Raw genomic sequence first — 3,441 nt, 5'->3', positions numbered from 1 at the left:
CCGTCCCACGGCCCGGACGGGAGCGTCGTCATGACGCCGAACCAGCTCGAGCCCGAACCTCGTCGGCACCCCACAGGCCCTGACTACTCGCCGCGGTTGAGGTTGAAGCCGAAGGCGCCGCCGAGCGGCAACGTCGACGGGGCGTGGTGGCCGTGGAGTGACGATCTGACCACCGAACTTGCCGATCTGCTCGCAGTGCTGTCGGTCCGACTCGGACCTATCCACCACGTGCGATACCACCTGGACGATTGGGTCAAAGCGCCCGCCGAACTTGTGGTCGACGGGCAGGCGGTGCGACTTGACGGAGATCGAGAAGCGCAGATGAATACCGTCGACGTGCTCGGCGGTGAGGAGGGCCGCATCGTCCTGTTGGTCATCCCGTCGAACACCGATGCGGTCCGCGCGCACACTGCGATGATGACCGCGGCCGGCCGAGGCGACGACTCGACCGTCGACCAGCTGCTCACCACGCCCCAGTAGCTGCCAGACCAAGTGCCGCTGCGCTCGCATCCTAGCGACAAATGCGTTGCGCCAGTGAGAAAGTCGCGATAAGTCGCTCAGATGCCGGCAACGAGGAAGTCGCCCGGAATTGCGGGCACTATCGCACGGGCACCAGTTGGAGGCCGGGCGCGGCGGGCGCGGGCACCTGAGCCTGGGGCACTTGAGCCGCGGGCACTTGAGCCTGAGGCGCTTGAACCACCGGCGCCTGGACGCCTGGGACCTGGGGTACCTGCCCCGGGACTTGAGGTGCCGCGGCCGGCGGCGGCGCTGGCGCCGGCGGCGGAGTCTGGAGGAGGCGAATCAGGTTCGGCTTCATCTGCTGCAGCTGCGCACCCCAGTAACCCCAGCTGTGCGTTCCACTCGTCGGGAAATTGAACACCGCGTTGCGTCCGCCGGCCGCTTGAAACTTCTGCTGGAACTCCTTGTTCGTGTTCACCGTGACGTTCTCCAGGTACTGCGCGCTGAACTGGACTCCGAAGCCCCCGCCGTCGTCGTCGATGTCGCTCATTGTTCCGTTGCCGACATACACCCAAATGGCGGTGTTATTGGCCACCAGCCGAGGGATATTCAGCATCGGATCGTTGCGCAGCCACGCCGCACTGCCCGGCTGCCCCCACATATCGGTCACGTTGTATCCGCCGGCATCCTTCATCGCGAGCCCGATCACCGTCGGCCACAACCCCTTCGACGGGTTCAAGAACCCCGACAGCGACGCCGCGAACTTGAACTGCTGCGGGTAATACGCCGCCAGAATCAGTGCCGTACCGCCCGACATCGACACCCCCACAACAGCATTGCCACGCGGATCCTGGCCCTTGTTCGCCCCGAGCCACGCCGGTAGCTCCTGCGTGAGGAAGGTCTCCCACTTATACGTCAGCGCGCCGTTACTGCCGTTCGCGGGTGCGTACCAATCGGTGTAGAAGCTCGACTGGCCGCCGACGGGCATGACCACCGATATCCCCGACTGATAGAACCACTCGAACGCCGCGGTGTTGATGTCCCACCCGTTGAAGTCGTCCTGCGCGCGCAACCCGTCGAGCAGCAGCACCGAATGCGGTCCACCGCCTTGGAATTGGACCTTGATATCCCGCCCCATGGAGGGCGACGGCACCTTCAGATACTCGACCGGCAGTCCCTTTCGCGAGAATGCCGACGCGTTCGGTGCTGAAGCGACCAGGACGGCGACGGTCATCACCACCGCGACAGTCAGCACCACTCCGACCCGACGAACCCACTGCGCGAATACCCCTGCCACGCGCGCGAAATTAGCCGTTTGGCCCCGTCGACGCCCGTGCCCACGCGGGGGAGTGATCGTCTTGTTATCGACTCGATATCCGGCGCGCGACTTCGCCATATCGCTCGAAGCGCTCTGGGGCGCCGATCGCGTTGTACAACACGATGCGCGACGCGACGCCGCCATACCTCTCCACCAGCGCATCGGCCAGCCCCTCCCACGTCGACTCCGTCGCGAACGTGGCGATGTGGTCGTCGGTGATCTGAGCCGCCATCCCCTTGAAGTCACCGGCCTTTTGCTTCTCCCGGATGCGCGCGGTGGTCCCCTCGAATCCCGCCTCGTCCCAGATGAAGGCGTAGTTGGGTGTGCTCCCGTAGAAGCTCATGCTGGCCCGAACCAGCTCCCGCTCCTTGTCGCGCTCCGAGTCGCTGTCACCGACGATCGTCATCACCGGCACGATCACCGCGACATCCGACGGCGAACGCCCCGAAACCGCCGCTCCCGCAGCCACATTCGGCGTCACGTGACGTGCGATGTAGCCCGGCTCGCCGAGCGGGTGAACATGCACCCCGTCGGCCGCCTCGCCGGCCATCCGCAGCATCCACGGATTCACCGCTGCGATATCGACTTTCGGGTCGGGCGCGTCGATCGGCCCCGCGCTCCACTGCGGGGTGATGAAGTCGAGCTCGTAGAACTCGCCGTGGTAATCCAGCGTCCCGGTCCGAAATGCGGTGAAGCATGCCTTCACCGCGCGCACGTAGTCGCGCAGCCGCGGACCGGGATGGTCGAAATCGGCTCCGTAACGCCGAACCACATGCCGACGCACCTGCGTGCCAAGACCGAGCCGAAACCTCCCGGCCGTCGCCTCCTGCAGTTCCCACGCCTCCGCGGCCGTGACGAACGGACTGCGCGGAAACGCCACCGCGACGCCAGTCAAGAGGTCGAGACCTGGCGCTGCCTGCGAGGCCACGGCGGCATTCAGGTAGGCGGTACGACCCGTCTCGGTGAACAGAAGTCCCGAGAACCCCGCGCTCTGCGTGCGCCGGGCGAGGTCGCCGATCGAGGCCAGCGGCTGAGGAGTGGTCATCGCATCGACGTGCACGAGGGAACGGTACGCCGCGAGCAAATGCGTCTCCCGCGGGTACGTAGGGCCGCGAATGGGTAACCGTCGGCGAAGTCGACGTGAGGGTAGAGACAAACATGATGAGTGACCGCGATGGCAGGTGGCTTCGAGCACAGGCGTTTCGCCGGATCGCGCAAGTGCTTGGTGCGCTTCTCATTGTCGCGTACGCGGTGCCGACCGCCTCGGCCCCGCGCGCGTCGGCAGAGCCATGCCCCGACGTGGAGGTGGTGTTCGCCCGCGGTACCGGCGAGCCCCCGGGTGTCGGTGGGGTAGGGCAGGCGTTCGTTGACGCGCTGCGGGCGAGAGCGGGCGCTAGGCCGGTGAGCGTGTATCCCGTCAATTACGATGCCAGTGCGGACTTTTCGGATCCCTTTCAGTTCGCGCTGACCGTCATCGACGGGATCAGGGACGCGAGCAGCCACATCGAGTCGACGAGCTCGACCTGCCCCAGAACGAGGATCGTGCTCGGCGGTTTCTCCCAAGGCGCGGCCGTGGCCGGCTTCGTCACCTCGGCCGCCGTACCCCCGGGAGTACCCCCTGAGGCGGTACCCGCGCCGATGCCGCCCGAGGTCGCTAAGCACGT

Annotated in this window: 4 protein-coding genes; 2 read left to right on the top strand and 2 right to left on the bottom strand. The window is 66.3% G+C overall.

Annotation, left to right across the window (positions count from 1 at the left end):
* The coding region (locus tag QOH60_RS11585) for a DUF5994 family protein (protein ID WP_526420325.1) at nucleotides 1-480 on the top strand (480 nt) is incomplete at its 5' end.
* Nucleotides 481-598: 118 nt separating this feature from the next.
* Here the strand turns inward: QOH60_RS11585 and QOH60_RS11580 are convergent.
* Together QOH60_RS11580 and QOH60_RS11575 are read right to left on the bottom strand one after the other, a co-directional pair.
* Nucleotides 599-1,693, bottom strand: a complete 1,095-nt coding sequence (locus tag QOH60_RS11580) for an alpha/beta hydrolase (protein ID WP_526420327.1) — start codon at nucleotides 1,691-1,693, stop codon at nucleotides 599-601.
* A gap of 127 nt (nucleotides 1,694-1,820) precedes the next feature.
* Entirely contained in the window at nucleotides 1,821-2,837 is a 1,017-nt protein-coding gene (locus QOH60_RS11575) for a TIGR03617 family F420-dependent LLM class oxidoreductase (RefSeq protein ID WP_526420323.1), read from the bottom strand.
* A gap of 101 nt (nucleotides 2,838-2,938) precedes the next feature.
* Between QOH60_RS11575 and QOH60_RS11570 the strand changes: the two genes are divergently transcribed.
* Nucleotides 2,939-3,441, top strand: a 503-nt coding sequence (locus QOH60_RS11570; RefSeq protein WP_526420321.1) for a cutinase family protein, incomplete at its 3' end; no start/stop codon positions are given.

The sequence above is a fragment of the Mycobacterium sp. genome (assembly GCF_032159765.1).
Classification (GTDB): Bacteria; Actinomycetota; Actinomycetes; order Mycobacteriales; family Mycobacteriaceae; genus Mycobacterium.
Note: the sequence above shows the minus strand (reverse complement) of the source record. Positions and strands in the feature narration are given on the sequence as shown.

Excerpts from the sequence above, each read along its gene's own strand:
- QOH60_RS11580 (WP_526420327.1), bottom strand. The coding sequence starts at position 1,693 with ATGACCGTCGCCGTCCTGGTCGCTTCAGCACCGAACGCGTCGGCATTC.